Source organism: Synechocystis salina LEGE 00031 (genome assembly GCF_015207985.1).
Classification (GTDB): Bacteria; Cyanobacteriota; Cyanobacteriia; order Cyanobacteriales; family Microcystaceae; genus Synechocystis; species Synechocystis salina.
In genome coordinates, this window is record NZ_JADEVV010000037.1 from 16315 (window position 1) to 41203 (window position 24889).

The window sequence follows — 24889 nt, forward strand, 5'->3', positions numbered from 1 at the left end:
TCTAACGATTTTTGAATTTTCAAAGTTCCCTATGACCACTTTAACGCCCATCCATGTCATCGGTGGAGGCTTAGCGGGTACGGAGGCTGCCTGGCAAATCGCCCAAGCAGGAGTTCCAGTTATTCTGACGGAAATGCGCCCCGAACGCCTGAGTCCAGCCCACCACAGTCAGGATTTGGCGGAGTTGGTTTGTAGTAATTCCTTTGGCGCTAAAGCTGGCGATCGGGCAGCGGGACTTTTACAAACAGAATTACGCAAGTTGAATTCTCTGATTATCACCACAGCGGATCGCCATGCGGTGCCAGCAGGGGGCGCTTTAGCGGTGGACCGGGGGGTCTTTAGCCGGTCTTTGACAGAACAAGTGGCCAGCCATCCCCTGGTGGAATTACGGCGGGGGGAAGTAACGGAAATTCCCAGGGAAGGTATTACGGTTCTGACTACAGGGCCCCTCACTAGTCCGGCACTAACGGAGGATTTGCAACGATTCACCGGCATGGAGTACCTCAGCTTTTTTGATGCGGCCAGCCCCATTGTGGTGGGAGACTCCATCAATAAAGAAGTGGCATTTTTTGCTTCCCGCTATGACAAGGGGGAGGCGGCCTATCTCAACTGTCCCTTTAACCGAGGCCAGTATCTCCATTTTTGGCAGGCATTATGTGAGGCGGAACAGGCTGCCCTGAAGGACTTTGACCGGGAAACAGCCAAGTTTTTTGAGGGGTGTTTGCCCATAGAGGAATTGGCCCAGCGGGGGGAGGATACTATGCGTTACGGCCCTCTAAAACCCGTTGGTCTATTTGATGCCCGTTTGGGCGACTTCCGAGATCCAGCTAATAGGGAGAAAAAACCCTACGCGGTGGTGCAATTACGCCAGGAAGATAAGGCGGGACAATTGTGGAACATGGTGGGCTTTCAAACTAATTTACGCTGGGGAGAACAGGGACGGGTTTTCCGTTTAATTCCTGGCTTAGAAAACGCCGAGTTTGTCCGCATGGGGGTAATGCACCGCAATACCTTTATCAATTCGCCCCAACTCCTGAGCGCTAGTCTTCATTTCGGCGATCGCCAAAGCCTATTTGCGGCGGGACAATTAGTGGGAACGGAGGGTTATGCCGCTGCTACGGCTGGAGGATGGTTAGCCGGCACCAATGCGGCTCGGTTGGCGTTGGGTTTACCGCTGCTCACATTGCCCGTTACGACCATGATGGGAGCCTTGTTTAACTTCATCAGTTCCGCTTCCCCCAAACATTTCCAACCCATGCCGCCCAATTTTGGCATTTTACCGGAGTTACCCCAACGTATTCGCAATAAGCAAGAACGTTACGGCCAATATCGAGACCGGGCTTTGGCCGATTTAGAAGCTTGGCAAACTAGCATCAAAGATTTAGCAACCTGTCGAGTTTAGGGCTGGCAACTACCAAAAAAGTCGGCTTAGAATTGATACAAAGTCAAAATTAAGGAGCAATCCCATGGCAGACAGAGCCCTAATGGAAAAAATCAATGCTCTGCCCGATGCCATGAAAATTGAAGTAGAACACTTTGTCGAGTTTCTGCTGACTAAGCAATCACCAGTCAGTCCAGCAAATGATGATGGACAAAAAAATACCGTCAAGCAGATGTTCTAAAGGGGAAAATTTGGATGGCCGATGACTTTTGATTGCATGATTATCACTCAGGCTCAATGCCATAATTTGTCCGTCGTTAGCAAAGACGAAAATTTCAAGAAATATGATGTTAATTTAATCTGGGAATGAGAGCAATAATCCGTTGATAGGATTTATTTTTATCCCCTAAGCTTCATTGCTTAAATGCCTTTAACAATTGCCCCGAAATCTCCCAAGATTAAGGCATAATTACGGATTAGTCCGAGCAAGTTAAGGCGATTTTGCCGTAATTCGTCGTTTTCCGCCATCACCAACACGCTATCGGGGCCATCGAAAAAATCTGCTACGGTGGGGGCCAACTCATGCAGAGCATTTACCAAAGTTTCATAGTCACGGCTTTCTTGCACTTCTACCGCTTTGGGATAAATGGCCAACAATGCTTGGTAAACTGCTTTTTCCGAATCCTGGACCAGTTGGGGGGCTTGGATCACGGGACGGGGGTCTAGTTGGTCCATGGGTAAAGTACCCTTACTAGCTAGCTTGGCAGAACGATTAACAGTGGGATAAATCGCGTCTAAATGACCGTTGTCCCGCAATTCTTGCAGATATTGAGCCCTTTCCCTCACATCCTGTAAATCCGCCAACAGACGGTCAGACAATGTACTTTCAGCATCGTTGGAGTTTGTTTCCCCACTGCCCAACACAGCGTTGACTAGATCATAATCAATGCCCTGTTCATCCTGCAGTAAGGTTTGTAATCTTTGCAGAAAAAATGACTTTAGCGCTGGCAGCGGAGAGGTTTTGTCCGGGTGGGAAGTGACAAAATCTTGGCAACCCTGGGTCAATAGCTCCAGTAAATTGATTTCCAGGCCCGCCGCCCAGGCTACGTTAATCACGGCATTGGCGGCCCGCCGTAGGGCAAAGGGATCGGAAGAGCCGGTGGGAAGTAAACCCAGACCAAAAATACTCACCAGAGTATCAAGGCGATCGGCCATGCCCACCACTTGACCGGGCAAACCTTGGGGTAAATCATCATCCTGGTGCCGGGGGAGGTAATGCTCCACAATGCCCTGGGCCACCGCCGCCGATTCACCGCTAACGAGGGCATATTTTTCCCCCATAATGCCTTGCAATTCAGGAAATTCGTACACCATTTGGGTTACCAGATCCGCTTTGCATAGCATGGCGGTACTGTCGATTTCCCCCCGTTGTTGTTCCGTTACTCCCAACTGATCGGCGATCGCCGCCGCCATTTCCATAATGCGGTCCACCTTATCCCGCATGGTGCCCAACTCTTCTTGGAAAGTAACCGTTTCTAGTTGAGGCAGGTAACTGTCGAGGCTGTCGTCACAGTCAGCTTGATAGAAAAATTTGGCATCGGCTAAGCGGGCCCGGATGACCCGGCCATTACCCGCCGCAATAATCTCCCCTTTGCTGGGATCACCATTGGCAATGGTAATGAAATGGGGCAATAGCTGGCCATTTTTGTCCACCACGGGAAAGTAGCGTTGATGGGTGACCATGACGGTGGTAATCACCTCCCTAGGCAAATCCAGAAATTCCTGATCAAACTGTCCCAACACTGCGGTGGGATATTCCACCAACTGTTCCACTTCAGCGAGCAAATCATCATAGATAATGGCTTCGCCTTCTAGGGTGGCCACCTGGGCGGTAATTTGTTGCTCAATCATGGCCCGGCGTTCCTGGGGATCCACCACCACCCCGGCTTCTTTTAACTGGGCCAAATAATTTTGCCCATGGTCTAAGCTGACTGCTTCCGGGTGCAAAATGCGGTGCCCCCGGGAGAGGCGATCGCCGACTAAGGTGGTGGAACCATTGTCAATATGTAGGGGTAACACTTGGTCATCCAACAGACAAACCAACCAACGAATGGGACGGGGAAAGCGCCAATCTCCATCTCCCCAGCGCATAAACCGTCGGCCATCTAAAGTTTTGAGCCAACCCAGGGCCAATGTGGGTAACAAATCCCGGCTAGCTTGGCCCTGCACTTGCTTATTGACAAAAATAAAATCCCCTTTGGGGGTGGAGCGGACTTCAAAATCCTCTGGGTTAACCCCCTGTTTTTTAGCAAAGCCCAACGCCGCGGGGGTGGGTTGGCCATCCTTGAAAGCGGCACTGGCCGGTGGCCCCTTAATTTCCTCTAGGCGATCGGGCTGACATTCCGGTAAACCTTTGATCAACACCGCCAAACGCCGGGGCGTGCCGTAAATTTCCACTGACCCCGGTTGTAAAAACTCCGCCGCCAAACCTGGGGGAATTAACCCTTGCCACTGGGCGATCGCACTACGAACAAAATCGGCGGGTAACTCTTCGGTTCCAATTTCAAATAGAAAAGTTTGCAGGGGCATAGGGCAAGGGAGCAATGGGTCGGTTAGGGAAGGCAAAAGCCACCACCAATAACCATATCAGGCAAGTTGAGGTGGGGCATAGGGATTTTTGGCAATGGCATAAAATCAGCCCATTTACGGGCAGGTGCTTGCACCATCATTTCTGGACTAGGTTTTAATGGTCAGTGTTGACCATTGACCGATTACTGCCCACTGAACCCTAGACCGAAAATATAACCTTAATATCAAAGTTTTTATGAAAGCCCTCATCCTCTCCGGTGGCAAAGGAACCCGGTTGCGCCCCCTCACCTACACCGGGGCTAAGCAGTTGGTACCCGTGGCCAACAAACCAATCCTCTGGTATGGCATTGAGGCGATCGCCAAAGCTGGCATTACCGACATTGGTATTATCATCAGCCCAGAAACGGGGGAGGAAATTAAAACTGTCACCGGCAACGGGGAAAATTTTGGTGCTCAGATTACCTACATTTTGCAATCAGAACCCCTGGGGTTGGCCCATGCAGTGAAAACGGCGGCGGATTTTCTCCAAACGTCTCCTTTTGTGATGTATTTAGGCGATAACCTAATTCAAGATGACCTAGAGCAATTTCTCGATCATTTCCAAGCAAAATCTCTCGATTCCTTGATTTTATTGCGGCGAGTGCCAAATCCCAGCGCCTTTGGGGTGGCCACCGTTGATGACCAAGGTAAAGTGCTGGCCCTGGTGGAAAAACCGGAGCATCCCCCCTCCAACTTGGCCCTAGTGGGACTTTACTTTTTTGCCCCCACTATTCACCAGGCGATCGCCAATATTGAACCCTCTGCCCGGGGAGAACTAGAAATTACCGATGCGATCCAATATCTGATCAGCCATGGTTATGGGGTGGAATCTCTGCAACTAGAAGGATGGTGGCTAGACACCGGTAAAAAAGATGATCTACTGGCGGCCAATCAAATTATCCTCGATAGCCTAGTGGAGAAAAATATCCAGGGCACCGTAGATGAGCAAAGCAAAATCTCCGGTCGGGTAACCATTGGCCCCCACAGTCAAATTATCAACAGCGTCATCCGTGGCCCCGTGGCGATCGGCTCAAACTGTCATTTAGAAAATTGTTTCATCGGTCCTTACAGCAGTATTGCCGACGGAGTTAAAATTAGGGATGCGGATCTTGAACATAGTGTCGTGCTCCAAGGAGCCAGCATTGTGGCCATCCAACAAAGAATTGTGGATAGTGTCATTGGCAAAAATGCTAAAATCTTCCCCGCTCCCTGCCGTCCCCAGGCTTTACGTTTCCTGATTGGCAACGATTCGCAAGTGGAACTGATTGGACCATCTTCCTACCCCCAAGACTAAAACTCCCCGGCAACCTAGATTAGTTTTGCTAGAATGGTACCAACTCAAATCGCGGCGGATCTAGCCATGTAGATTACTAAATCAACCGGATAGGTGTTCCCTATGGTTCTGCTACCACCATCCCCCGGGATTTGCATTAATCTAGAGTCTGTATTATAAAGACAACCGGAGGTTAATTTCTTAACCTTTCTTTACCTTAGATCGGCATCGATCTTTTCACCGTCCATCCACAGGAGTCCAACGCCCCTATGCCCGAGCTTGCTGTCCGCACCGAATTTGACTATTCCAGCGAAATCTACAAAGACGCCTATAGCCGCATCAACGCCATTGTCATTGAAGGCGAACAGGAAGCCTACAGCAACTATCTCCAGATGGCGGAACTCTTACCGGAGGATAAGGAAGATTTGGTCCGTTTAGCCAAAATGGAAAACCGTCACAAAAAAGGTTTCCAGGCCTGTGGCAACAACCTCAAAGTTAGCCCAGATATGCCCTATGCCCAGGAATTTTTTGCCGGTCTCCACGGCAATTTCCAGCAGGCTTTTAGCGAAGGGAAAGTTGTTACCTGTTTGTTGATCCAAGCTTTAATTATCGAAGCTTTTGCCATCGCCGCCTACAACATTTACATCCCCGTGGCGGACGACTTTGCCCGGAAAATCACCGAAGGCGTGGTCAAGGACGAGTACACCCACCTCAACTATGGCGAAGAGTGGTTAAAAGCCAACTTTGCCACCGCTAAAGAGGAACTGGAGCAGGCCAACAAGGAAAACCTACCCCTGGTGTGGAAAATGCTTAACCAAGTGCAGGGGGATGCCAGGGTATTGGGCATGGAAAAAGAAGCCCTAGTGGAAGATTTTATGATCAGCTACGGTGAAGCCCTCAGTAACATTGGCTTCAGCACTAGAGAAATTATGCGCATGTCCTCCTACGGTTTGGCCGGAGTCTAGTCCAGGTCGGCAATATCTCAAACTATTTCATTAGGCCCACAAATCCCGAGCTTCCTAGGATCTGTGGGTTTTTCCCCTGTTTTTGGGTACTTTTAGGAAGCTGGCCCATGCCAACGGGAAGTTCGTCAAATTGTGCCATACTGTGTAAAGCTTTATGGCTATCGGAGTCGTTAACTGAGCGGAAAGCGATACCTTCCCCTATTTATTCTGACTATTATCAATGTTTGGTCTTATTGGTCATCTCACGAGTTTAGAACACGCCCAAGCGGTTGCCGAAGATTTAGGCTATCCTGAGTACGCCAACCAAGGCTTGGATTTTTGGTGTTCTGCTCCCCCCCAAGTAGTTGATAACTTTCAGGTGAAAAGTGTGACAGGGCAGGTAATTGAAGGCAAATATGTGGAGTCCTGCTTTTTGCCAGAAATGTTAACCCAACGGCGCATTAAGGCGGCCATTCGGAAAATTCTCAATGCCATGGCCCTAGCCCAAAAGGTGGGTTTGGATATTACGGCCCTGGGCGGTTTTTCTTCGATTGTATTTGAAGAATTTAACCTCAAGCAAAATAATCAAGTCCGCAATGTGGAACTAGATTTTCAGCGGTTCACCACTGGTAACACCCACACCGCCTATGTGATTTGCCGTCAGGTGGAAGCTGGCGCTAAACAGTTGGGTCTTGATCTAAGTCAGGCCACAGTAGCGGTTTGTGGCGCAACGGGGGACATTGGTAGTGCAGTATGCCGGTGGTTGGATAGCAAACACCAAGTTAAAGAATTATTGTTAATTGCCCGTAACCGCCAGAGATTGGAAAATCTCCAAGAGGAATTGGGTAGGGGCAAAATTATGGATTTGGAAACAGCCCTGCCCCAGGCAGACGTTATTGTTTGGGTGGCTAGTATGCCCAAGGGGGTGGAAATTGCCGGGGAAATGTTGAAAAAGCCCTGTTTGATTGTGGATGGGGGCTATCCCAAAAATTTAGATACGCGGGTGAAGGCGGATGGGGTGCATATTCTCAAGGGGGGCATTGTGGAGCATTCCTTGGATATTACCTGGGAGATTATGAAGATTGTGGAGATGGATATTCCTTCCCGACAGATGTTTGCCTGTTTTGCAGAGGCAATTTTGTTGGAGTTTGAGGGCTGGCGCACTAATTTTTCCTGGGGCCGTAACCAAATTTCCGTCAATAAAATGGAGGCGATCGGGGAAGCTTCCGTCAAGCATGGCTTTTGCCCTTTGGTGGCCCTGTAGCTGGCAAGATGTTGAATTTTCCGGAGCTGGTTCCGGTTGACGAAGTTTGAAACAGTGGTTAATCTCCGTTCAAGCCCCTCAACAGCCTATAGGGAATGCCGCCAATTAACCCTAATGGGGCGCAATATCTGCTAAAAATCTCTCTTCTCTACTGGAATCTATTAAATCAGCAAAACCAAAGGATGCGTTCTTAATTCTGCTAGGCTGACCGAAAGATGGACTGTTTTGTGTCCAAACTTATAGCTAGTTAAAATAAAAATGAGATGATGTTACTTTCTATGAAGCTTGTGTCAAGAGATCTTTAGCCTGTTACTCTGCCAGCACTCTTAATTAAATTAGCTATAAATAAAAGACTGATTACCGCAGTCTAATACCGCTGGCGTCAGAGGGTCTGGCTCAGTTGGGATAGGCAATGGCCCATGAGAAAATAGACCACCAAGGTGGCCGCCGCCGCTGCTGCTACCAGAGTTCCAGCTAGCATCAAAGAAAATTCCTGCTCTTCGATCGCCTGTTGCATCAGGTGGAGCGACCAAGCCACCAAAGCCACATCAAAAATGAGAATGGGCACCAACATATGTAACAAAATGTAAACCTTTAAGTTACATTCTAATCTATTAGCCAGCCCTGGCAATCAAAAATCCAGTAATTTAAACTTTTCTGCGGTTTTGAGGCACTGCCCTGGCAGATTTTGTCCGTGCTTCTCTGAAACCTATTCACTTTTATCGATGCGAAAAAATTTTCGCCCTAGCTAGTGACCCCTAGTTTGCTCAAAGGCGATCGGACAACAAAAGCACTGGCCACTGGTCAGTCTGCCTCTTCCTGCAGAATCAGCCGCTCCTGAACTTTTCTCAGAGTACAAACTCGATTGGCAGGTAGACGGGGCAATGGTAATTCCAAATTGGGCCAAGATTCCACCTCAACACAAGGACAAAGACAACTGGGAATTTGGCTGCGGGATAGGGGCACGGGCAATGCACAACGGGCACAACTGATAATCTCCCAATCACCGCTGAGCAAGCTTTGCAGAGTTTGTTCCGTCCCTTCTAGGTAACAATCTTCCCGACTGGTAAGGATACGTTGCCAACAGTCTTCAAAGGCCCGGGAAAATCTTTGGCCAGCAAAAATTGGGCTAGGCAAAACCACCTCGTCACTTTTGGGAAAGATTACTCCCCGGCCAAGCTGAAACCAGTGACCTAAATAGTTTTTAACTTCAATGGCGTCTGCCATGTCGAATAATACTCCTGAAAAACCCAGAAGTTTCCTCCTGCTGTGCGGCTGGCTTCCATGTTAACGATTTCTGAGTGGGCACTAGCATTTGTTTACAACAACTTAACGATTGCTTCAGTTTTCAAAATCAATCCCTCGATGGCGGTAAGGGTTCCCCCCATTGGCACAGATCCACCGCATAACCCCCGGTCACTAGGTAAACTTGACTACACAATCTTCCCAATTGGCGAGTTAACGCCCCCAAACGGTCTCGAAAAATACGTCCCAGGGCGTAGGCCGGAATCACCCCCCACCCCGTTTCTTCGGCAACGAAAATAATGGTGATGGGAACATTTTGCAAATCTGCCACAAAAGTAATGAAGTCCATTTGCTTAGTCCGCCATTGCTCCGGGGACAACTCCAGGGTATTGGCTACCCAGCCCCCCAAGGAGTCCACTAAGGCACAACTTCCCGGCGGTAGGGTTGCTAAAGTATCGGTCAAATGCTGATCAACACAGACCGTTTGCCATTGGGGCGGACGGCGATCGCGGTGTTGTTGAATACGGTTTTGCCAGTCTGGGTCGGCGGCATTTTCTTTGCCAGTGGCAATGTAGATAACTGATGGATGGTTTTGGGCAAGATGCTCGGCCCATTCACTTTTACCTGAACGGCTGGGGCCAGTGACGAGGATAGGAAGGGCCATGGAAGTACGACGGTGGGGCGATCACAATTTTAGGTTTAGGGGACAGTTTAAAAAACGTTTCAAGAAATTGCCCTGCCACTATAGGCTAGGATCTTTGAGTCCCGATTATTACCGACAGTGAATGTCCCCCCGCCAATTAAATTTTCTCAGTGCCTTTAGTCTCAGTGTGGCGATCGCCATTGTTTATCACCAAGCCTGGGGCATCGCATTGGCCCTACCTGTGCTACCCAGCGAGGGGATGGGAACAGGAACAATGGCCGCAAGTGCATCAATTAATCTTTTCCAGGCTTTTATATTGGGATTTATCCAGGGAGCAACGGAATTTCTCCCCATTAGTAGTACGGCTCACCTAAAAGCAGTGCCCGTGGCCTTGGGTTGGGGGGATCCCGGGGTGGCCTTCACCGCCATTATTCAGTTGGGCAGCATTGCGGCAGTACTGTGGTATTTCTGGGGAGATTTAACCGCCATCACCAAGGGCATTATCAAAGCAATTCAAACCCGCCAATACGACTCCCTCGAATTTAAATTGGGCTTAGGCATTGGTTTGGGCACCATTCCCATTGTCTTCTTTGGACTGTTAATGAAAGTGTTAGTCCCAGACCTGGACAATTCCCCTTTTCGTAGTTTGCCCACCATTGCCATCGCTTCCATTGTCATGGCATTGTTGCTGGCCCTGGCGGAAAAATTAGGTACCCACCGCCGCCCCTTTGAAAAATTACGCTGGCAGGATGGCCTAGTGATGGGCATAGCCCAGGCTTTAGCCTTGGTCCCCGGAGTATCTCGTTCTGGGTCAACATTAACGGCGGGTTTGTTTATTAACTTGGAACGGGCCGCCGCCGCCAGATTTTCCTTTTTGTTAGGCATTCCGGCCATTACCATTGCTGGTTTGGTGGAACTGAAAGGGGTAATGGATCAACATTTGGGTAACGATGCCATTCTGCCCCTTGTTGTTGGTACCATCTCCTCCGCTATTTTTTCCTACCTGGCGATCGCCTGGCTAATCAAATTTCTACAAAAGCGCAGCACTTGGATTTTTGTTTGGTACCGTCTAATTTTCGGGATAGTTATTTTATTGACTTTGGCAATGGGAACCCGAGCGTAAATATCGATTGGCTTGGGGCAAATTGTAACGTAACAATGTACGATCTTGGCGCTCTAATTCGTAAATGGGCAAATCTTCGATGGTATAGTCTAATGCTGCGATAACTTGTTTTCCTAAAGCCTTAGCCAACCAGGGAACGACGGAATTGCCAATTTCTCGAAAGCCATGCCAAATAGTATTATGAAACTGAAACCAATCGGGATAGGTATGGAGTCGAGCGGCTTCCCTAACAGTGATACATCGAGGCAAGGCGTAGTGTATTGGTCTCGGGGCGGTGTAAGCTCCCTTATCGCTGCCAGTTCCCGCCCTGAGGGTATTGCATAAACCGGTTTCTGATAGCCGCAGAAATCGGCTGGTTTTATCTACAGTTCCTGGCAAGGTATCAGCAAATCTTTTCATTGATTTTTCCGTATGGAGAGAACCAATATGGCCATAAACCAGATTATCAACCTGACGTTTATGACACAGAGAAAACACCCCATTGGGCTTGATAGCATAACTTTTTCTCAAGGCTGAATAATCCAGTAAATCTGCGGGAATGCCCCGATCTTCTCCAGTTAAATAGGGAGGATGGGGGGTGAGATCATCAATGGCTTCCCCACAGGTAAATAGGGGTTGGTAGTTTATAGTGGAGGGTGATTTTTGTGGATTTTTACCTTGTTCTACTTCAGTCAAATCGAGATGGGAAGGCGGCGGATAGGTAGCAGGAGTTACATCCTTTCTAGAGCCGAGAATGATTAATCTTTTCCGTTTTTGGGGAGCACCGTAAAGGGACGCGTCTAGAACTACAACTGGTTTTTCAATGTGGTAACCAATACTTTCAAATTCGCTCACTAACTCTTCTAAAAATTTTTTATGTTTCCCCGATTGGATACCTGGAACATTTTCAAATAAAAAATACTTGGGCTTAATTGCCCGAATTATGCGCACATATTCAAACACCAAGGAATTACGGGGGTCATCCAACTGTCTTTTGCCCATCAAGGAAAAACCCTGGCAGGGAGGCCCCCCAGCAATTAGGTCTATGTTGTCTGAATAACCATGGCTGTTCACCTCTCGAAGAATTTCCTCGGCAGTTACCTGGGCAATATCCCGGCAAATGGTGGCCCCATAGGAAAAATTATGATGATGAACTAAGCAATGTACAGCGTCAACTTCCACTGCGGCAGCAATGTCAAATCCAGCGGCTTCTAAACCCAAGGACATGCCACCACAGCCCGCAAACAAGTCGATGGCAATGGGTCTGGCCATGGTTTTTCCGGTTTGTTACTAGCGGCTCAATTATCTTTAGCTGGCCGCAGTTAGCTAGTTCAGCTATGCATTCTTAAACGTTGCCATTACTCCCACTCGATGGTGCCAGGGGGCTTGGAGGTGATGTCATAAACCACCCGGTTTACCCCCTTAACTTCGTTGACAATGCGGTTGGAAATAGCTTCGAGGATGTCGTAGGGGACCCTAGCCCAATCGGCGGTCATGCCGTCTTCACTGGTGATGAAGCGCAACACAACGGGGTGGGCATAGGTGCGCTTGTCTCCCATTACGCCCACGCTACGGATGGGCAGCAGTACGGCAAAGGCCTGCCAATAGTCGTGGTAAATGCCCCGTTTGGAAATTTCATCCCGCACAATGAAATCCGCATCCCGGAGAATGTTTAACCTTTCTGAGGTAACTTCCCCAATAATACGAATGGCTAGGCCCGGGCCTGGAAAGGGATGGCGGCGGACAATTTCTTCCGGCAGGCCAATAGAGCGACCTAGTTTACGGACTTCATCTTTAAAAAGTTTGCGGAGGGGTTCCACCAGCTTAAAGCGGAGATTTTTCGGTAGACCACCGACGTTATGGTGACTTTTGATTTTTACTGCCACCCGTTCGCCAGTTTTGGGGTCAACGTTGCTGTCGGCGGACTCAATCACGTCGGGGTAGAGGGTACCCTGGGCTAGGTAATCGAAGGGGCCAAGGCGTTGGGATTCTTCTTCAAACACCTGAATAAATTCGTGGCCAATCAGACGACGTTTTTCCTCCGGATCGGTTACTCCTTCCAACTGTTTGAGGAAACGATCCCGGGCATTGACGTATTGGACAGGAATATGAAACTGATGATCAAACAGTTCCACCAACCGTTCCGGTTCCCCTTTACGCATGAAGCCCTGGTCAATGAACATACAGGTGAGGTTGTCCCCGATCGCCCGATGGAGCAGAAAGGCCAAGGTTGAGGAATCCACCCCACCGGATAGGGCCAACAATACTCGGCGATCGCCTACTTGGTTCCGCACTTCCCGAATGGATTCTTCGATGAAAGCGTCGGTGGTCCAGGTGGGGTCGCAGTGGCAAATGTGATAAACAAAGTTGCGGATCAGGGCAATGCCCCCTACGGAATGGACAACTTCGGGATGGAACTGCACCCCAAATAGGGCCCTTTGGTGATCGGCGATCGCCGCACAGGGAGTGTTATCGGTGTGGGCCAATACCTCAAAGCCCAAGGGTAGATCCACACAGGAATCCCCATGGCTCATCCACATGGTACTACCGTTTTCTACATTGGTAAGCAGGTCGGTGGGGTCATCAATGTGCAAACTCGCCTTGCCATATTCCCCCCGTTTGGCCCGTTCCACCCGGCCGCCTAGTTGTTTGACCATCAGTTGCATGCCGTAGCAGACCCCCAACACGGGAACGCCCAACTGAAAAATTTCTGGGTCACACTCGGGAGCCCCCTGGTCATAGACGGAATTGGGACCACCGGAAAGGATGATGCCCTTGGGTTTAATTTCCCGCAACTGCGCCGCTGTGGTGCGATAGGACAAAACTTCCGAGTAAACCTCGGTTTCCCGGATGCGTCGGGCAATTAGTTCCGAATATTGGGAACCAAAGTCTAAAATGATGATGATCTGCCCCTTGAGGCGATCGGAAACGCGGTCCAGCAGAGGATGGTCGCTTATAACAGGGGGAATGGGGATTTGGGTAGTCACGGCGATCGGCAGTCAGGAATTTATACTGGAGGTGAGGGCGAATCCCCAGGCAAACCTCAGAAAGACTAGATTCGTGGTGTTGTTTCCGGGTCTAACTGACGGCAAGGCCATGGTCGTCAACAATCCCAGTATTCTACCCCAATACCTGAAACCCAGAATAACCCACCGCAAATCTGCGCTAAGATGGGGGCGGAAAATTGCAGAAGTTCTTCTCAAAAATTCCCTGGAGAGGTGGCAGAGCGGTTGAATGCGGCAGACTCGAAATCTGTTTTGGGGCAACTCAACGGGGGTTCGAATCCCCCCCTCTCCGTATCAGGATTAAACCGGCAAAACTAACAGTTGATTTGAGGGCTGGTCAGGGTTGGACAAAACTGTTTCCCCAGCCCCTAGTCTGCCCCTGAGATTTACCATTACTGAAATTTACCTAAATTTTTCTTGACATAATGGTGAGAGATACATTAGGAAAGGGCTTGTCGGCGAAACTATTCCGCTGTTAAGTTTGTCTTTTTTAACCAGATTCGGTCTCCCCGTGCCTACCAATTACCGTGTTTAAATCCTTTTCCCGCAAGCTTAAGCGTTCCACTGTCGACTTTCTCCACCAGTTAGCTAACACATTGGAAGTGGAGGAAGAGGGCAAGTCTTCGGCCAAGGCAGGGGAATTTCCCAATGGGCCAGATTCTTCTCCCCAGGGGGAGGCGATCGCCGAGTTATCGGAGGATTTATCTGGGCCAACGGCCAACTTAGCAAAGCCAGAACTAGACCCAGGCCATGGCAGGGAAATGGTGACCGCCATCAATATTCAAAATGTTCGGAATGGGGCCTCAACCCCGGAAGAAATTACAGCCGTTGAATCCAGTCAAAGCAACGGCAATAGCCATGTTGCGGTGGTGCCTCCCAGTGTTTCCCCATCGGCAGATGCCCCCCCTTCATCCTCTTTGGACCGGAGCAACCGGCGGCGGCGCCGAAGAAGAAGGAGTAAAGAAAATAGGGCTTCTTCCAAAGCGCCCCTGGCCCTAACTACTGGTCTAAAAACCCTGGGGCGATCGGTGTCCCGGTTTACCCAACAACCCAGATTTTGGTTGGTGTTTGGTTTTGGCTTGGGGGCTGGGGTCGGTACCTCTGCCTTGGCCTGGGGCTTTTACCAGTTGGAGACCATGACCCAAGTGGCGATCTCCGATGTGGTGACCTATGCTCCTCCGGGCACCATGACTATCAAAGCGGCCAATGGTGCCACTCTCCAGGAAATTGGCAACGTTAGCCACGATACGGTGACCATGGGTAAAATCCCTCCCCTGATTGAGCAGGCCTTCATCGCCAGTGAAGATAGTCGCTTTCGGGAACACCGGGGTATCGATCCCCAGGGCATTATCCGGGCATCCCTGTCCAATGTTCAATCCGGGGACGTGGTACAGGGGGGCAGTACCATTACCCAACAGTTAGCTCGATTAGTTTTTTTGAATCAGGATCGCACCCTAGCCAGGAAGTTGAAGGAAGTGCGACTGGCCCAAAAAATTGAGACTGCCCTGCCCAAGGATCAAATTCTGGAACGCTATCTAAATTTAATTTATCTAGGTTCTGGAGCTTACGGGGTGGCGGATGCGGCCCACGCCTACTTTAGTAAGACCCCAGAGGAGTTGACCTTAGGGGAAGCGGCCACCTTAGCAGGGGTGGTGCCGGCCCCCAGTGTTTATTCCCCCCGACAGAATTTAGAGTTGGCTACCCGTCGCCGTAATGAAGTGCTGAACCGTATGGCAGAGGTGGGCTTTATTACCTCCGCAGAAGCCCAGGCGGCGATCGCCGAGCCCTTGAAAATAAATCCCAGTCCTTTGAAGCGGTTTAATCGAGAAGCGGAATTTTTCACCGACTACATTTTGGATGAGTTGCGGGCTAAATTGCCGGAGGAGGAACTCCAACAGGGGGGGTTAACGGTGAACACAACCCTTAATAACCAATGGCAAGAGGAGGCTCAAACCATTCTCACCAATGCAGTGAAGAAATATGGCCGCTGGCAACGGTTTTCCGAAGGGGCGATGGTGGCCATGGATCCCCGCACCGGGGCGATCAAAATGATGGTGGGGGGCAAGGATTACCAAGGCAGTCAATTTAACCGGGTGACCCAGGCCAAACGGCAACCAGGTTCTACTTTTAAGCCCATTCTCTACGGAGCGGCGATCGCCTCGGGTATTTCCCCCAACAAAAGCTATCCCAACGTGCCCATTGACATTGGCGGTTACCAACCAGCTAACTACGGTGATAGTTACAGCGGTGGCAACATGTCTTTGCGGGATGCCCTCACCAGTTCCGTGAACGTAGTGGCGGTTCGTTTACTGCTGGATGTGGGTTGGAATCCGGTCATTAACCTAGCCAGGCAAATGGGCATTAGTTCCAAACTAGAACCCACCTATTCCCTTGCCCTCGGGGCCTGGGAAATGACTCCTCTAGAAATGACCAGTGCCTACGGAACCTTTGCCAATAAGGGTATCCATGTGCAACCCTACGCCATCCAAAATGTGGTCAACACCAAAGGGGAAGTAATTTACAAAGCCGAGCACAAACAAACCAAAGCCCTAGACCCGGACAGCAATGCCATTATGACTTCCATGATGCGCAGTGTGGTCACCTCCGGCACCGGTCGTCCAGCCGGACTAGGCGATCGCCAGGTGGCAGGTAAAACGGGGACATCGGACGAAGCCAAGGACCTGTGGTTTATCGGTTACATTCCCCAACTGGTGACGGGGGTATGGTTGGGTAACGATAACAGCCGCCCCACCAATGGGGCCAGCACCACTGCGGCCATGGTTTGGGGACAGTTTATGCGGGATGTCACCAAAGGAATACCCGTTGAATCCTTCCCTGCCATGCCCAAAAATCCGGACCAGCGCAAACCCAGTATCAAAGCTGAGCCCATTAAGCGTCGGGTGAAAGTCCTCGCGCCTCCCAGCTCCCCGGAAACGGACAGCCAAACCACCACGGATCGACCCCGTCGTCGTCGCCGTACCCAGACCGACGCGGCCCGCCCCAGCAACACCCAAACCGCTAGGACCACTGCCCCAGCTCCAGCTTCTGCGCCCTCTGCTCCGCCCAGGACAGTCAGTGCCCCGGCCCCGGCTTCCGCACCGTCCACTCCCTCTGCCGATGCCGGATTGCCCGCTCCCCCTTCGGCCCGTAAATCAGAGTAAATGGGTCAGCGATAAAGCCAGAGTGGTTGACCACTGGTGGATAGCTCAAATTCGCACCACTTTAAGGTTTCCCTCAAACCAAGGTTATCGGCCATGGTCTGTAGTTGACTGTCGCCACTGGTGAGTCTTTTGACGAAAGGTTTTGGGTCTTCAATGGTATCCAGTTCTGATTTGTCTGGATCCAAGCCCGCTAAGGTCGCGGCCCATTGCCTGGCCTCTTCCTCTGTACCTAGGCGATCGACTAAACCCAATTCCAGGGCCTGTTGCCCGGTAAAAATTCGTCCATCGGCAAATTCTTTGACTTTTTCCACCGCCAAATTACGCCCCGCTGCCACCGTGGAGACAAATTGCCCATAGCTGTCGTCAATTAAAGCTTGCAAAATATTCTGTTCCTCCGGCAGCAATTCCCGGTCGAAGGACAAAATGTCTTTGTAGGGCCCCGATTTAATTACCTTAAAAGAGACCCCCACTTTTTCTAGCAATCTTTCCAGGTTATTGCCCCGTAAAATGACGCCAATACTGCCGGTGATGGTACCAGCGTTGGCCATGATGTGGGGACAACCCATGGCGATATATACACCCCCTGAGGCGGAAATATTACCAAAACTGGCCACAACTTTGATTTTTTCGCTTAATTGCTTTAATTTGGTGTAAATTTCCTGGGAATCCACTATTGTGCCCCCAGGGGAGTCGATGCGGACTAATAGGGCGGGATATTTTTTTTCTTCCACCGTTTTGAGAGCCTTCAACACTGCTTTGCGGGTTCCACCGGCGATCGCCCCGGTTACTTCAATGCGGGCAATCTTTTTACGGGTGCTGGTTTTGAAGGGCCAAATCATAGATTTTAGTAACAAAAAGAGATGACAAAACAGTTAATCAACGGGCAACTATTCTAACAAACAAAGGCTGGGACAACGGAATTTACTGATGTACCTATGGTTAGGTCAGTATTTCTCCCCCCAATAACTTTTCATATCTCTGGGCTAATTTAGTTTTTAAATCGGGATACTGGGCTAGGGAAGGATCTTCGGCAATTAATTGTTCTGCTGCTTGTCTGGCCAGCAATAAAACATCCTGGTCTTCCACTAAACTAGCCAGGGCAAAATCCGGTAATCCCGACTGCTTGGTGCCTAAAAATTCCCCTGGTCCCCGCAGACGTAAATCCATTTCCGCAATGAAAAAACCATCCTGGGATTGTTCCATGACCCCTAATCTTTGCCGGGCATCAGCACTTTTGCTATTGGTCACCAATAGACAATGGGACTGGTGACTTCCCCTCCCTACCCGACCCCGTAATTGGTGTAGTTGGGAAAGCCCAAAACGTTCAGCATTTTCAATTACCATGACGGTGGCATTGGGCACATCTACCCCTACTTCAATCACTGTGGTGGAAACAATAATTTCCGTTACTTTTTCTCGAAAAGCTTGCAATACAGCCTCTTTTTCTGTGCTTTTCAATCGACCATGTAAAAGGCCGATGTTAAAGTTGGGAAAAATTTTTTCACTTAAATGTTTATGCTCTTCCACCGCTGCTTTGATGTCTAACTTTTCCGATTGCTCAATCGCCGGAAAAATAATATAAACCTGACGACCCTGGGCTACCTCCCGTCGAATTAATTCGTACATTTGGGGCCGTTCTTTGGTGGTGATCACACTGGTGTGAATGGGCTGGCGACCGGGGGGCAATTCATCAATTTGGCTCACTTCCAAATCCCCGTGGAGTGTTAAGGCAAGGGTGCGGGGAATGGGGGTGGCAGTCATGCTCAGTACGTGGGGGGCATTGCCTTTGGCCAATAGTTTAGCCCGCTGTTGCACTCCAAAGCGATGCTGCTCATCAATGACCACTAAACCTAGACGTTGAAAATTGACTGGCTCTTGAATAAGGGCATGGGTCCCCACTAGCAAGGGTAATTGACCCGTGGCCAATTGAGCATGGATTTCCCTTCTTTTGGCAGTTTTGGTGGAACCAGTTAATAATTCCACCGGCAGGTAGAGCAAATTAAACCAACTCACCAATTTTTGATAATGCTGTTCCGCCAACACTTCCGTCGGTGCCATTAATGCCGCTTGGTAACCCCCTTGGAGAGCGGCTAAAATTGCAAAGACCCCCACCACGGTTTTGCCCGATCCCACATCTCCCTGGACAAGGCGATTCATGGGGCTAGATTGATTTAAATCCTCTAGAATTTCGTTGACTACCCGTTGTTGAGCTTGGCTTAAACGGAAGGGCAGTAAATCACTAAATCTTTCTAACAATTCACCGCTGGGGGTGAAAATAGCGCTTTTTTGTTGTTGTTTTTGCTCGTAACGTCTCTGTAGAAACCCTAACTGTAAATAGAAAAATTCATCAAACACTAATCGCCTTCTTGCTAAACTTAACTGCTCCCCATTGTCGGGAAAATGGATTTGGGTAATGGCAGTTTTTAAATCAATTAATTCATATTTTGCTCGGATGTCCTGGGGTAGAGGATCGGACAATTGGGCGATCGCCGGTTGACAAGCTAAAACCAATTTCCGTAAAAAATCCGCTGTTAGACCTTCGGTGAGGGGATAAACGGGTAACACCCGACCCACTTTAAAAGAGTCAATGCTAGGACTATGGCGATCGAGCACCTCAATCTCCGGATTATCCAGGGTCAGACCAAATTTATTGGCTTTGACCAAACCAGAAGCGGCCACAACGGCATGGGGGGGGTAAAGTTTTTTAAGGGTTTCCTGCCAAGCTCGATGGGCAAAACGTCTGCCAGCGTAGAAACGGGATAGTTTGATGCGCCCCGTCTGATCCCGCAACTGGATTTGCAGAATAGTTAAATTCTGATTTTTGGGACTGGTAAAACAAGTGCAATTTACCACCCGCCCCACAATGGTTACTGTTTCCCCCGCTGTTAATTCAGCAATGGTTACCTTTTGGGCATAGTCCAAATAATCCCTGGGGAAATAAAACAATAAGTCTTCTGCCGTGGCCAAACCCAGGCTGTTCAGCAATTTAGTTTGATGTTGGCTCTGGGAAAGTACGGTTGCTAAGGGGGTGTGGAGTTCAACCCGACTTGATTGAGAGCGACGGGACTCAGAAACCCGGGGACGATTGACCAGGGCTGGGGGCGCCGTTTTCCCGACCGCATCCACAGGGGGAGATTCCAAACTGCGGCGCAATTGATGTAAAAAACGACGGGTACTGGCCACTAAACTCTTTCTTTCCGCCTGCTCCAGTTGGTCGTACTGGGCAAACCTTTGGGCAAACTCTCGCCACTTTTGGCGATCAACCGGGGGAGTACCAGGGGGGGGAGGACTGCCAAAACTCAAACAAAGGAAGTCTCCAAAGCGGTGCTGTTTACCCTGCAAATTCTGAAAGCCCCGCTCCACTTCTACGGTCAAGGCCTTCTGTAAACGAGGCCAATCAACGGACACAGATACCTCAATCAAACAAAATTGCGCCAGTCAAAGACGGTTTTCCCCATCCTAACCCAGGTAGCCAGGGCCGACCCATTCTCGTTAGAATGCCACTGGAAGCCTAGCATTGGCAACATTTAGCCATTTATCCCAGGACTCCCCCTCAAACTGTGCCGCTGTTGGCTCCGATGGGAACCAGCAAGCAAAATTAAGTAATTATTAAAACTATTAATATGCCTCCAGTCCCCACGCCCGTTGCCACCGCCGAACAAGATCGCGATGTAGTGGTGATCGACGCAGTGGTGGAAGAAATTCGTCCTCCCCGTTTACCCAAAAGTCATCTGGAAGATTTGGGACCTGTGAGTGATATGTTCCCGGAAAGTTGGGAATATAACCCAGATTTGATCATGGAATTTTATCGTAAGCGGCCGTTGCAGGTGTTGGGTCGTTTAATTAATATTTTGTTTCCCCTACTCCAGTTTGTCCTGGGCATTTGGTGGGAAAAATTGAGGGGCAAAGACCCCACTGTTTCCAGAGCTAAGGCTATTCAACTGCGGGAATTATTAACTAACCTGGGCCCCACCTATATCAAAGTTGGTCAAGCCCTTTCCACCAGGCCTGATTTAGTACCACCAGTTTTTTTGGATGAGTTGACAACGTTACAGGACCAATTACCTTCCTTTCCCAACGAAGTTGCCTATCGTTTTATTGAAGAAGAATTGGGGGCACCCGCTGGGGAAATTTATGCAGAATTGTCCCCGGAGCCCATTGCCGCTGCCTCTTTGGGACAAGTGTATAAGGGTAAGTTAAAAACTGGAGAAGACGTAGCAGTAAAAGTACAAAGACCAGATTTAGTTAAGCGCATTACCCTGGATATTTACATCATGCGTTCCCTCTCCCTCTGGGCCCGGCGATCGGTGAAAAGATTGCGCTCTGATTTGGTGGCCATTACCGATGAATTGGCCAGTCGGGTGTTCGAGGAAATGAACTACTTCCAAGAGGCGGTTAACGGAGAGAGATTCGCCCAACTGTATGGCGGCTTGCCGGAAATTTATGTGCCTAGCATCTATTGGCAGTACACCGGGCGACGGGTTTTGACCATGGAGTGGGTGGAAGGAATTAAGTTAACCAATATCAAGGCGATCCAAGCCCAGGGTATTGATGCCACCCATTTAGTGGAAGTGGGAGTCCAGTGCTCCCTGCGGCAATTGTTGGAACATGGTTTTTTCCACGCCGATCCCCACCCTGGCAATTTATTGGCCATGGCCGATGGGCGTTTAGCCTACCTGGATTTCGGCATGATGAGTACTATCCAGCCCTATCAACGCTATGGTTTGATCGAGGCTGTGGTCCATTTGGTCAATCGAGATTTCGACTCTTTAGCTAAAGATTATGTCAAACTAGATTTCCTTAAGCCAGATACGGATCTAAAGCCAATTATTCCAGCCCTTAGCCAGGTTTTTGGTAATGCATTGGGGGCTAGTGTGGCGGAGTTGAATTTTAAGAGCATCACCGATCAAATGTCGGCCATGATGTATGAATTTCCTTTTCGGGTGCCGGCCTATTATGCCTTAATTATTCGTTCCATGGTCACCCTAGAAGGTATTGCCATTGGCATTGATCCCAACTTTAAGGTGTTGAGCAAAGCTTATCCCTATATTGCTAAAAGATTGTTAACGGATCAATCAGAAGAACTACGCACTTCTCTGAAGGAATTACTGTTTAAAGAAGGCAGTTTCCGCTGGAATCGCTTAGAAAATCTATTGCGTAATGCCAAAAATTCTCCTGGATTTGATTTTGATTATGTGCTTAATGAAGCAACGGAATTTTTACTTTCAGACCGGGGACAATTCATTCGCGATCGCCTAGTGGCGGAATTAGTGAACAGCATTGATCTACTGGGGCGCAACACTTGGCAACAGGTTAGCCACAATATCCAGGAAAGGATTGGTTTTCTGGGCGAGCTAGGTAATGGCAACGGCAAGGCCCATCAGACTAAAACGATCAAAGTTGCTCTTCAACCTGCCATAGCTCAACAGGAGGAAACTTGGCAACATCTGCAAAATCTTTGGCAAATTCTTAAAGATACCCCTGGTTTTGACCCCCTCAAGTTTGTGCCGGTGTTGAGTGAGATTATTGTTAACCCCACTTCCCGTCGGATGGGGCAACAGGTGGCGGAAGGACTACTGCAAAGGGCGATCGCCAGGGTGATCCGGCAATGGGCCCTGGCCTTGGAAAGTCAGCCCAACCCAGCTATCAAAATCCGTAATGCGGCCTAGATGATGGTTACTATCGATTGCAGCCAAAATTTTGCTGGGGCAACATCAAGCCAGGGCCGGTCAATGCGACAATGGGAGGTTACGTCCCCAAATTGCCTTGGTAATGAGTCTGAATTGGATTAGTCGCGCCGATCGCCTACAAGCCTTACCCCCCTACGTTTTTGCCCGCCTCGATGAGTTAAAAGCTAAGGCCAGGGAACAGGGCCTGGATTTGATTGACTTGGGCATGGGCAATCCCGACGGCAAGGCCCCCGAACCAATTATTGAAGCGGCGATCGCCGAGTTGGGAAACGCTGAGTCCCACGGTTATCCCCCCTTTGAGGGCACCCAAAGTTTTCGCCAGAGCATTACCCGCTGGTACGCCCGCCAATATGGAGTAGATTTAGACCCCGATTCTGAGGCGTTACCGTTGATCGGCTCCAAAGAGGGTCTCGGGCATTTAGCATTGGCCTACGTTAACCCAGGGGATTTAGTACTAGTACCCACCCCATCCTATCCGGCCCATTTCCGGGGCCCCCTGATTGCCGGAGCGAAAATTTACCCCATTATGTTATCGGCCAAGGATAACTGGTTAATTCAACTCGATCAAATTCCTGAAGCGATCGCCCAACAAGCCAAAATTCTTTACTTTAACTATCCCAATAATCCCACCACCGCCACGGCTCCCAGGGAATTTTACGAAGCGGTGACCGACTGGGCCCGCCATTACGAAATTATGCTGGTCCATGACCTCTGCTATGCGGAATTGGCCTTCGACGGTTATCAGCCCACGAGCTTGCTAGAAATTCCCGGCGCCAAGGATTTTAGTGTGGAATTCCACACCCTTTCTAAAACCTATAATATGGCTGGTTGGCGGGTCGGTTTTGTGGTGGGCAACCAGGAAATTATCCAAGGTTTGAGAACCCTAAAAACCAACCTAGATTATGGTATTTTCCGAGTCGTACAAAAAGCGGCGGAAACGGCTCTGAGTTTACCGGAAAGTTACATTGAAGTGGTTAGAAAACGTTACCAAGAACGGCGGGATTTTGTCATCAATGGTTTAAGTAAACTGGGTTGGGCCATTACCCCCTCCCAAGCCACCATGTATCTTTGGGTTCCCTGTCCGGTGGGCATGAGTTCCACTGATTTTGCCCTTACCGTATTGGAAAAAACCGGCGTGGTGATGACCCCCGGCAATGCTTTTGGAGAAGGGGGAGAAGGCTACGTCCGCCTAAGTTTAATTGCCGACAGCGATCGCCTCGGGGAAGCTTTACAACGCATTGAACAGGCGGGTATTCGTTATAGTTGAGTCAATTAGTTAACGGTCAAATCCCCTGGGGAGCAAAGTAGATGGTTTTAGCCGCCGCCAAAGTACCAACCCTTTCCCTGGAATCCTTCTTGGCCCTGCCGGAAACCAAACCGGCCCAGGAATATTGCCGGGGCATTGTTACCCAGAAACCTATGCCTAAAGGTAAACACAGTGCCATCCAGTTTGAGCTAGCCGCCGCTATAAATGCCCAGGTAAAGCCAGACAAAATTGCCTATGCTTTGCCGGAACTTCGTTGTACCTTCGGCGATCGCTCCATTGTGCCGGACATTACCGTGATTCGTTGGCAAAACTTGCCTTTGGACAGTGGTGGTGAAATATCCGACCGATTTGATCGTGCCCCGGATTGGCTCATAGAAATTCTTTCCCCGGACCAGTCAGTCACCCTGGTGATGGAAAAAATTATTTTTTCTCTCAAAGCCGGCACAGAATTGGCATGGTTAGTGGATCCTATGGCTAAATCCATTACGGTTTTCACGGCCAGCCTACCCCAGGTGTATTTAGCTGAAACTGAAATTCAAGAATCCCTAACCGTTTTTGCTGAGCTTGAAAATTGGTCCATTACCGCCGCCGAGGTGTTTGATTGGTTAAAAATTTAGCATGGCTTAACTGCCTAAGTTTTAAAGCAATAATAGTGCTGTCAATGTTGCATCGATTGATTAAATCATTTTTAATTACCATTTTTGTACTTATATATCTCGTTGGCTTTTCCGCCCAGGCGATCGCCGGAGAAGCAAATTTGTTATGGCAGGGAGATGGGGGTTACCAAGTTCGAGCCCATGTGATTTACCCAGATGAATTTACTGACAAGTCAACAAAAATTGTGCAGGTAACCGGATTGCAAACACTGCAAAACTTGACAGAACTAACCGTGCAAATTGTTGATGATAAAGGTCAAATTCTGGCAAATTACAATAATGTCAATAATGGCCAAGTAAAGGGGAATGATTTTTTGCAATTCCGATTTGATCCCATTAATAAAGCCATTAAAGGCTGGCTTGACATTGGTGGAGCGGGAGCCAACGATTATTTTCTAAAGGGTCAACCGGACGCCAGTCTGGATCTTTTTCATCTGAATGAATATGGTAATGAGTTTAAAATTGACCATAACAATGGTGCAATGGACATTAGAGCTGGTTTTTATAGCAAAGGACGAGATAGTTAGGACAGTTCTCTCAACGCTATATCCAATGCAGAAATCAGCGATTCTCCATTACTAACAAGTTGGGAAACATAACGTTTTAGTCTCGCCCAGAACTTCTCAATTT

General features: G+C 49.3%; 20 protein-coding genes and 1 tRNA gene. 13 read left to right on the top strand and 8 right to left on the bottom strand.

Annotation, left to right across the window (positions count from 1 at the left end; all coding sequences use genetic code 11):
- Positions 1 to 31: 31 nt before the first annotated feature.
- The 3 genes from trmFO to IQ217_RS19410 all read left to right on the top strand — a co-directional run bounded on the left by trmFO (position 32) and on the right by IQ217_RS19410 (position 1751).
- Entirely contained in the window at positions 32 to 1402 is a 1371-nt protein-coding gene (trmFO, locus tag IQ217_RS12845; protein WP_194020241.1) for an FADH(2)-oxidizing methylenetetrahydrofolate--tRNA-(uracil(54)-C(5))-methyltransferase TrmFO, read from the top strand.
- Positions 1403 to 1466: 64 nt separating this feature from the next.
- Positions 1467 to 1622 (top strand): DUF2281 domain-containing protein, encoded by a 156-nt coding sequence (locus IQ217_RS12850; protein ID WP_228016627.1) that lies wholly within the window; start codon positions 1467 to 1469, stop codon positions 1620 to 1622.
- 36 nt (positions 1623 to 1658) lie between these two features.
- Positions 1659 to 1751: a PIN domain-containing protein gene (locus IQ217_RS19410; protein ID WP_338116552.1), complete on the top strand. Its 93-nt coding sequence runs from the start codon at positions 1659 to 1661 to the stop codon at positions 1749 to 1751.
- A gap of 50 nt (positions 1752 to 1801) precedes the next feature.
- On the opposite strand, the gene glyS is transcribed toward IQ217_RS19410, so the two are convergent.
- Positions 1802 to 3970 (bottom strand): glycine--tRNA ligase subunit beta, encoded by a 2169-nt coding sequence (glyS, locus tag IQ217_RS12855; RefSeq protein WP_194020242.1) that lies wholly within the window; start codon positions 3968 to 3970, stop codon positions 1802 to 1804.
- A 235-nt stretch (positions 3971 to 4205) separates the two neighbouring features.
- On the opposite strand from glyS, the gene IQ217_RS12860 reads away from it, so the two are divergent.
- From IQ217_RS12860 to IQ217_RS12870, 3 genes are all read left to right on the top strand, one after another.
- Positions 4206 to 5303, top strand: coding sequence for a glucose-1-phosphate thymidylyltransferase (locus tag IQ217_RS12860; RefSeq protein ID WP_194020243.1), 1098 nt, complete (start codon positions 4206 to 4208; stop codon positions 5301 to 5303).
- A 248-nt stretch (positions 5304 to 5551) separates the two neighbouring features.
- Positions 5552 to 6247, top strand: coding sequence for an aldehyde oxygenase (deformylating) (locus IQ217_RS12865; protein WP_194020244.1), 696 nt, complete (start codon positions 5552 to 5554; stop codon positions 6245 to 6247).
- 220 nt (positions 6248 to 6467) lie between these two features.
- Positions 6468 to 7490 carry a long-chain acyl-[acyl-carrier-protein] reductase gene (locus tag IQ217_RS12870; RefSeq protein WP_194020245.1) on the top strand — a complete coding sequence of 341 codons (1023 nt, stop codon included), beginning with the start codon at positions 6468 to 6470 and terminating at the stop codon, positions 7488 to 7490.
- 382 nt (positions 7491 to 7872) lie between these two features.
- On the opposite strand, the gene IQ217_RS12875 is transcribed toward IQ217_RS12870, so the two are convergent.
- From IQ217_RS12875 to cobU, 3 genes are all read right to left on the bottom strand, one after another.
- Positions 7873 to 8064: a hypothetical protein gene (locus tag IQ217_RS12875; RefSeq protein ID WP_010873442.1), complete on the bottom strand. Its 192-nt coding sequence runs from the start codon at positions 8062 to 8064 to the stop codon at positions 7873 to 7875.
- A 230-nt stretch (positions 8065 to 8294) separates the two neighbouring features.
- Complete coding sequence (locus IQ217_RS12880; protein ID WP_190598251.1) at positions 8295 to 8717, bottom strand: hypothetical protein; 423 nt, start codon at positions 8715 to 8717, stop codon at positions 8295 to 8297.
- A gap of 127 nt (positions 8718 to 8844) precedes the next feature.
- Positions 8845 to 9399 carry a bifunctional adenosylcobinamide kinase/adenosylcobinamide-phosphate guanylyltransferase gene (cobU, locus tag IQ217_RS12885; protein ID WP_194020246.1) on the bottom strand — a complete coding sequence of 185 codons (555 nt, stop codon included), beginning with the start codon at positions 9397 to 9399 and terminating at the stop codon, positions 8845 to 8847.
- A gap of 121 nt (positions 9400 to 9520) precedes the next feature.
- Between cobU and IQ217_RS12890 the strand changes: the two genes are divergently transcribed.
- Positions 9521 to 10501 carry an undecaprenyl-diphosphate phosphatase gene (locus IQ217_RS12890; protein WP_194020247.1) on the top strand — a complete coding sequence of 327 codons (981 nt, stop codon included), beginning with the start codon at positions 9521 to 9523 and terminating at the stop codon, positions 10499 to 10501.
- Here IQ217_RS12890 and IQ217_RS12895 read toward each other — a convergent pair.
- Positions 10469 to 11752, bottom strand: coding sequence for a DNA cytosine methyltransferase (locus IQ217_RS12895; RefSeq protein ID WP_194020248.1), 1284 nt, complete (start codon positions 11750 to 11752; stop codon positions 10469 to 10471). The two genes, IQ217_RS12890 and IQ217_RS12895, sit on opposite strands and share 33 nt — an antisense overlap.
- A gap of 86 nt (positions 11753 to 11838) precedes the next feature.
- Entirely contained in the window at positions 11839 to 13467 is a 1629-nt protein-coding gene (gene guaA / locus IQ217_RS12900) for a glutamine-hydrolyzing GMP synthase (protein ID WP_194020249.1), read from the bottom strand.
- A gap of 225 nt (positions 13468 to 13692) precedes the next feature.
- On the opposite strand from guaA, the gene IQ217_RS12905 reads away from it, so the two are divergent.
- Together IQ217_RS12905 and IQ217_RS12910 are read left to right on the top strand one after the other, a co-directional pair.
- Positions 13693 to 13777 (top strand) — tRNA-Ser (locus IQ217_RS12905).
- Between the two features lie 235 nt (positions 13778 to 14012).
- Complete coding sequence (locus IQ217_RS12910; RefSeq protein ID WP_194020250.1) at positions 14013 to 16646, top strand: PBP1A family penicillin-binding protein; 2634 nt, start codon at positions 14013 to 14015, stop codon at positions 16644 to 16646.
- 5 nt (positions 16647 to 16651) lie between these two features.
- On the opposite strand, the gene sppA is transcribed toward IQ217_RS12910, so the two are convergent.
- Both sppA and recG read right to left on the bottom strand, forming a co-directional pair.
- Positions 16652 to 17485 (bottom strand): signal peptide peptidase SppA, encoded by an 834-nt coding sequence (sppA, locus tag IQ217_RS12915; RefSeq protein ID WP_194020251.1) that lies wholly within the window; start codon positions 17483 to 17485, stop codon positions 16652 to 16654.
- A 100-nt stretch (positions 17486 to 17585) separates the two neighbouring features.
- Positions 17586 to 20084 (bottom strand): ATP-dependent DNA helicase RecG, encoded by a 2499-nt coding sequence (gene recG / locus IQ217_RS12920; protein ID WP_420826689.1) that lies wholly within the window; start codon positions 20082 to 20084, stop codon positions 17586 to 17588.
- A 185-nt stretch (positions 20085 to 20269) separates the two neighbouring features.
- On the opposite strand from recG, the gene IQ217_RS12925 reads away from it, so the two are divergent.
- From IQ217_RS12925 to IQ217_RS12940, 4 genes are all read left to right on the top strand, one after another.
- Positions 20270 to 22315, top strand: coding sequence for an ABC1 kinase family protein (locus IQ217_RS12925; RefSeq protein ID WP_194020253.1), 2046 nt, complete (start codon positions 20270 to 20272; stop codon positions 22313 to 22315).
- A 103-nt stretch (positions 22316 to 22418) separates the two neighbouring features.
- Positions 22419 to 23603, top strand: coding sequence for an aspartate aminotransferase (locus IQ217_RS12930; protein ID WP_194020256.1), 1185 nt, complete (start codon positions 22419 to 22421; stop codon positions 23601 to 23603).
- A 41-nt stretch (positions 23604 to 23644) separates the two neighbouring features.
- The gene (locus tag IQ217_RS12935; RefSeq protein ID WP_194020254.1) at positions 23645 to 24220 is read left to right on the top strand and encodes a Uma2 family endonuclease; all 576 of its coding nucleotides are present in this window, start codon (positions 23645 to 23647) and stop codon (positions 24218 to 24220) included.
- Positions 24205 to 24786, top strand: coding sequence for a hypothetical protein (locus IQ217_RS12940; protein ID WP_228024092.1), 582 nt, complete (start codon positions 24205 to 24207; stop codon positions 24784 to 24786). Before IQ217_RS12935 ends, IQ217_RS12940 begins: the two co-directional genes overlap by 16 nt.
- Positions 24787 to 24889 lie beyond the last annotated feature (103 nt).